Genomic DNA, 5,029 nt, shown 5'->3' with positions numbered 1-5,029 from the left:
GGGTGGGCGCGGGGGGGGGGCGGCCCGCGAGCCTCGGCACCGGCGCGGACGCGCTGCCGCCGCGCCGGCTGGCCGCCGCGGTGGGCGGGCTGACCCTGCTGGTCTTCGCCGACGCCGCCTGGAGCCGCCCCGAGTGGGCCGCGAGCGGCCCACTGCCCGGAGCGGAACGCGGCTTCGCCGCGCTGTTCGCGGGTCAGCTCGTGCTGATCGCCGCGCTCGTCGCCGTCTGCTGGGCGCTGACGCGCGGGCCGGACGCCGACGACCAGCCGGTGCCCGTCGACCCGACGCTGACGCTGCCGAGCCCGAAAACGGGCGTCCCAGGCCCTGCCGACACCGGCTTCGGCGGCCCCAACGGCCCGGCGCTGCGCGGCTTCGCGGGCCCCGCCACGGGGCTGCTGGCGCTCGGCCTCGGCGCGCTCTTCACCTCCGGCGCCGCGCTCTTCACCGCGCAGCGGCTGGCGAACACGGGGGACCAGCCGCAGGCGGTCCCGTTGCTGGTGTGGCACGCGAGCGGGACGACGCTGCTGGCGCCCGTGCTGCTGGCGATCGCGGTCCGCCTCGCCGTGCCCCTGCTGCGGACCAAGCGCACGCTGCGGCCGGACGTGCTGGCCACCTACGACGAGCCGCCGACCACCGACTCGCCGCGCACCGGCCAGATCGCCGGCGCCCTCTCCGGCGCGCGGCTGACGGAGGCGGGCACCGGCGTCATCGGCGTGCTGGCGCTGGTCGCCGCGGTGCAACTGGTGGTCGCCCTGGCCGGCGCGCTCGTCAGCGGCGAGTCGCTGACGGCGGCGACCGCGGACCTCGGCATGCTCGGCTCCCGCCTCGGCGAGCTGCTGCAGAACCTCGGCGGTTGGCTCACCACGGCCCTGGTCGCGGGTCTGGTCGCGTTGGGCCGCAGCGCCTACGCCTCCCCGATGCGGCGCCGGACCGTCGGCGTGCTGTGGGACATCGGCACCTTCTGGCCGCGCGCCGCCCACCCGCTGGCCCCGCCGTGCTACGCGGAACGGGCCGTCCCGGACCTGGAGGCCCGCATCCGCGCCTGGCTGGAGACGGACCCGACCCGCAGGCTGGTCCTCTCCGCGCACTCCCAGGGCACCGTCCTGGCGGCCGCGGCGATGTGGCAGCTGGACCCGGCGACCCGCGGCCGCGTCGCCCTGCTCACCTACGGCTCACCGCTGCGCCGCCTCTACGGCCGGTTCTTCCCGGCCTACATGGGCCCGGAGCAGCTGATGCGCCTGCTGCGGGACATGCCGCGCTGGGACAACCTGTTCCGCATCACCGACCCGATCGGGGGCCCGGTCCGCATCCCTGCCACCGCCGGCACCCCCGCCCCGGACCAGCCCGCCCTCCCGGACCCGCTGGCCTTCGGCCGCAGCGGGGAGTTCCCCATCCTGGTCCCGGTCCGCGGCCACTTCGACTACCGTCTCGACCCCCGCTTCCTGGTGGCCCGCGACGCACTGCTGGAGGTCATGGCCGACCACGCGACGGGCCGGGCCGGTCAGGAGACCGGTACCACCTCGTAGACCTCCGTCACGGCCTTCTCGACGAGCCGCTCCACCTCCGCCCGGATTCGCTCGATCACGGGGAGGTGGGCTCGGGCCTGCTCGAACGCCTCCCGGCTCTCCCAGAGCATCTGGTTGACCACCTGCGTGCCGTCGAGGCCGCGCAACAGGTGGACGCGGCGCAACCCCGGGACCGCGCCGGGGTCGCCCGCCGTCCGGATCACGTCGATGACGGCCTGCTGACGCTCCGGGCGATGTCCGGGCGCGACAACCTGACGGCCTCGGTGGCCTGCCGCGACGTCGGCCACCTCTACGAGCTCACCGGCGGGCGGGCCGGTCCGCTCGACGGCGTCCGCGCGATGGAGGTCGTCCCCTACGCCCGGGTCGTCAAGCAGTCCGGCGGACTGGTCGCCGACGGGCGGCTCGTCGACCCGCCCTGACACGGGTTCAGCTCGCGGGCAGGTCCTCGGGCAACAGCAGCTGGAGCTGCTCCGTGGTCGGGTCGGGGAGGTGGGCGACGCGGACGGCGTGGCGTTCGATCATCGTCTCGAAGACCTGGCGGGCCGTGCGCCCGTTGCCGAAGGAGGGGCCCTTGGGAAGGGCCGCGAAGTGGGTCAGCAGGGACACCGAGGTGGCGTCGGCGAGCCGGTACTCGTGCTCGTCGGCCTGCGCCTGGGCGATGTGCAGCAGCTCCTCGGGCGTGTAGTCCGGAAAGGTGATGGTGCGGGAGAAGCGGGACGCCACACCGGGGTTGGCGTCCAGGAAGCGCTCCATCTCGGAGGTGTAGCCGGCGACGATGACCACCACCTCGTCGCGGTGGTCCTCCATCAGCTTCACCAGCGTGTCGATCGCCTCGCGGCCGAAGTCGCGGCCGCCGTCCTCCGGGGCCAGCGCGTAGGCCTCGTCGATGAAGAGCACGCCGCCGCGGGCGCGGTCGAAGGCCTCCGCGGTGCGCAGCGCCGTCGAGCCGATGTGCTCGCCGACCAGGTCCATCCGGGAGACCTCGACCAGGTGGCCCTGCTGCAGCACACCCAGTGAGGCGAGGATCTCGCCGTAGAGGCGGGCCACCGTCGTCTTGCCGGTGCCGGGAGAGCCGGTGAAGACCAGGTGCCGGCGCAACGAGGGCGCCTTCAGGCCGGCCTGACGGCGACGGCGGCCGACCGAGATCAGGTCGATCAGCGTGCGGACCTCCTGCTTGACCGTCCCCAGGCCGACCAGCGCGTCGAGGTCCGCCAGCGCCTCCTCGGCCGGACGGCAGTCCGGAATCGGCGCGATCTGCGGCAGCCCGGACGCCAACGGCTGCGCCGGGACGAGCGCGCGGGCGCGCACCAGCGCCGTGCCCGGCGGGGTCGAGGCCAGCGGCGGCTCGTCCACCGTGGTGACAGCCGCGGACGCGGCGGCGGGCTTGGCGTCGTCGGAGGTGCACGCCTCGACCACCGGGCCGGGCTCGGAGAACTCGAAGCCGCCCCGCGCGTTCTGCTCGGCGCGGCAGCGGGTGAGGGCCGTCGGGCAGCCGTCGATGACGTGGAAGCCGTAGCCCTTGCCGCCCGCCGCCCGGCAGTCCTCGAAAGTGCCCCGCCCGCCCGCGGAGACGTAGACGCCGGCCTCGCCGCTGCCGCTCAGCACACAGCCGCGCAGCACCGGATCCGCGCCGCGGGTGACGATGACGCCGGTCGCGGTGTCGGCGATCTCGCAGTCCGTCAGCAGCCCGCCGCTGCCGTGGTCGCGGAACCAGACGCCCGTGGTCGCGTCCTGCGCGGTCAGCCGGTCCAGGCGGACCGTCGCGCCGGAGGAGACCGAGACGGCCGTGCCGCGCACCTGCGTCAGCGTGCAGCGGGTGGCCTCCGCCGCCGAGCCGCGGTCCAGGACGAAGAGGCCGTCCGGCACGTCCTGGATCCGGCAGTCCGTCAGTTTGGCCGTGGCGCCGGAGATGACCCAGACGGCCGGGTAGTCGCCGGTGCTGTCGACCAGCTCGCAGCGGGCCGCCTCGACGGAGGTCTCGCTGTCCCAGACCGACAGGCCGTTGCGACCGAAGGAGCGCAGCCGGGTGTCGGTGAGCGTGAGCCGGGCGCGCCCGCGCAGGTCGGCGGCGTTCTCCGGGATGTCGTGCAGGCGGCAGCCGTCGAGCCGCAGGGTGGCCGCGCCGTCGAGGGTCAGGCCGTTGTCGGTGACGCGGGAGACCGCGCAGTCGGTGAGCACGCCCTCGGCGTGGTCGTCGGCCTGCACGCCGTTGCCGTCGATCTCGGTGAACTCGCAGCCCAGCGCCTCGATCCTGCTGCCGACGCCGGTCAGCACCAGCCCCGCGCCGGAGGTGCGCCGCACCCTGCCGCGCAGCAGCCGCAGCGCGCCGCCGGCGCGCACCACCACGCCGGACTGGCCGGTGCCGTCGATCTCGCAGTCCTCGACCAGGGCCTGCGCGTCCTCCGAGACACGCAGGCCGAGCCCGCCCAGGTTCTCCACCTTGACGGCGCTGACGGTCGGCCGGGCCTCGCCGCGGATCTCGATACCGACGGACGACCGGGTGGTGATCCGGCACTCCGTCAGTTCCGGTGCTCCGGCCGCGATCACGACGGCCGGGGCGGAACCGTCCTGCCCCTCCAGGGTCACCCCGTGCACGACCGCCGAGGCCAGCACGATCAGCGCGCTGCCGGCGGGCGGCTCGATCCGCACCGTGCCCGGACCCTCCGCGCTGCGCAGCGTCACCGCCTTGTCCAGCACGACGTTCTCGCGGTAGACGCCCGCCCCCAGGGCGACGGTGTCACCCGGCTCGGCGGCCGCCAGCGCCTCCGCCACGGTGCCGTACTCGCCCGAGCGCCGACGCCAGCGCGAGGCGCCGTCCAGGGTCACCCGCACCACGCCTGCTCCCATGACGATCCGGCGCCCCAGCTCTCTCGTGCTGCTGTTTCGGTCCTGCGTTGTCGCCCACGGTACTGCGTCCGGCACGCTCGCCCGACCCTCTTCCTCCGACATCGATGACAACGAGCGTGACGACGATCGGTAGCCGTTCACACGTAAGACCTGCTCTGATCGGGAGCGATCAGTCCGGCAGCGGAAGGGGACCGGACTCCAGCACGGTCAGTTCGTCGCCCACGCGCAGTGTCCCGTAGGGGGCGAGCGGCACCAGGTGCATGCCGAACGCCGCGCTCCTGCCGAAGCGCCGGCGCTTGCGCAGCGTGCGCAGCGGCTGCTGACCGGTGAAGACCCCGGCCTGCTGGTCGACGGTGGTCATCACACAGCGCCCGCACTGCTGCGCCACCTCGAACTCCACCTCGCCGAGCCGGATCCGGCGCCAGCCCTCCTCGGCCCACGGGATCGGCTCGTCCAGCACGAGATTCGGCCGAAAGCGTGCCATCGGCACGGGCCCGTTGGCGGCGGCGGTCTCCGGGTGGTCCGCGGCGATGAGCGCGTCGAGCGCGGCCAGGGAGGAGGTGGTGGTCAGCAGGAACGGGTACGCGTCGGCGAAGCTCGTCGTCGCCGGTCGCGGCCTGCGGTGCGGGCGCTTCCAGCGGACCCACCCCCCCCTC

General features: G+C 74.8%; 4 protein-coding genes and 1 pseudogene. 2 read left to right on the top strand and 3 right to left on the bottom strand.

Features of this window, described 5'->3' with window-relative positions:
- Positions 1–1,526, top strand: a pseudogene (locus tag DN069_RS40765) (hypothetical protein); the annotation flags it as partial.
- On the opposite strand, the gene DN069_RS40760 reads toward DN069_RS40765, so the two are convergent.
- Positions 1,502–1,813, bottom strand: a complete 312-nt coding sequence (locus DN069_RS40760; RefSeq protein ID WP_279387958.1) for an antibiotic biosynthesis monooxygenase family protein — start codon at positions 1,811–1,813, stop codon at positions 1,502–1,504. The pseudogene DN069_RS40765 and the gene DN069_RS40760 sit on opposite strands and share 25 nt — an antisense overlap.
- On the opposite strand from DN069_RS40760, the gene DN069_RS40755 reads away from it, so the two are divergent.
- Complete coding sequence (locus tag DN069_RS40755; protein WP_165845831.1) at positions 1,760–1,945, top strand: hypothetical protein; 186 nt, start codon at positions 1,760–1,762, stop codon at positions 1,943–1,945. The genes DN069_RS40760 and DN069_RS40755 overlap by 54 nt on opposite strands.
- Before the next feature lie 7 nt (positions 1,946–1,952).
- Here DN069_RS40755 and DN069_RS38460 read toward each other — a convergent pair whose 3' ends face one another.
- Together DN069_RS38460 and DN069_RS38455 are read right to left on the bottom strand one after the other, a co-directional pair.
- A complete protein-coding gene (locus DN069_RS38460; protein ID WP_111507886.1) occupies positions 1,953–4,373 on the bottom strand; it encodes a right-handed parallel beta-helix repeat-containing protein in 2,421 nt (806 codons plus the stop codon).
- 169 nt (positions 4,374–4,542) lie between these two features.
- The coding region (locus DN069_RS38455) for an MOSC domain-containing protein (protein ID WP_116513726.1) at positions 4,543–5,029 on the bottom strand (487 nt) is incomplete at its 5' end.

It is taken from the genome of Streptacidiphilus pinicola, assembly GCF_003258295.1.
GTDB lineage: Bacteria > Actinomycetota > Actinomycetes > Streptomycetales > Streptomycetaceae > Streptacidiphilus > Streptacidiphilus pinicola.
The sequence above is the reverse complement of the archived record's forward strand: the minus strand, read 5'-3'. Positions and strand labels throughout refer to the sequence as shown.

Excerpts from the sequence above, each read along its gene's own strand:
- DN069_RS40755 (WP_165845831.1), top strand. The coding sequence starts at position 1,760 with ATGTCCGGGCGCGACAACCTGACGGCCTCGGTGGCCTGCCGCGACGTC.
- DN069_RS38460 (WP_111507886.1), bottom strand. The coding sequence starts at position 4,373 with ATGGGAGCAGGCGTGGTGCGGGTGACCCTGGACGGCGCCTCGCGCTGG.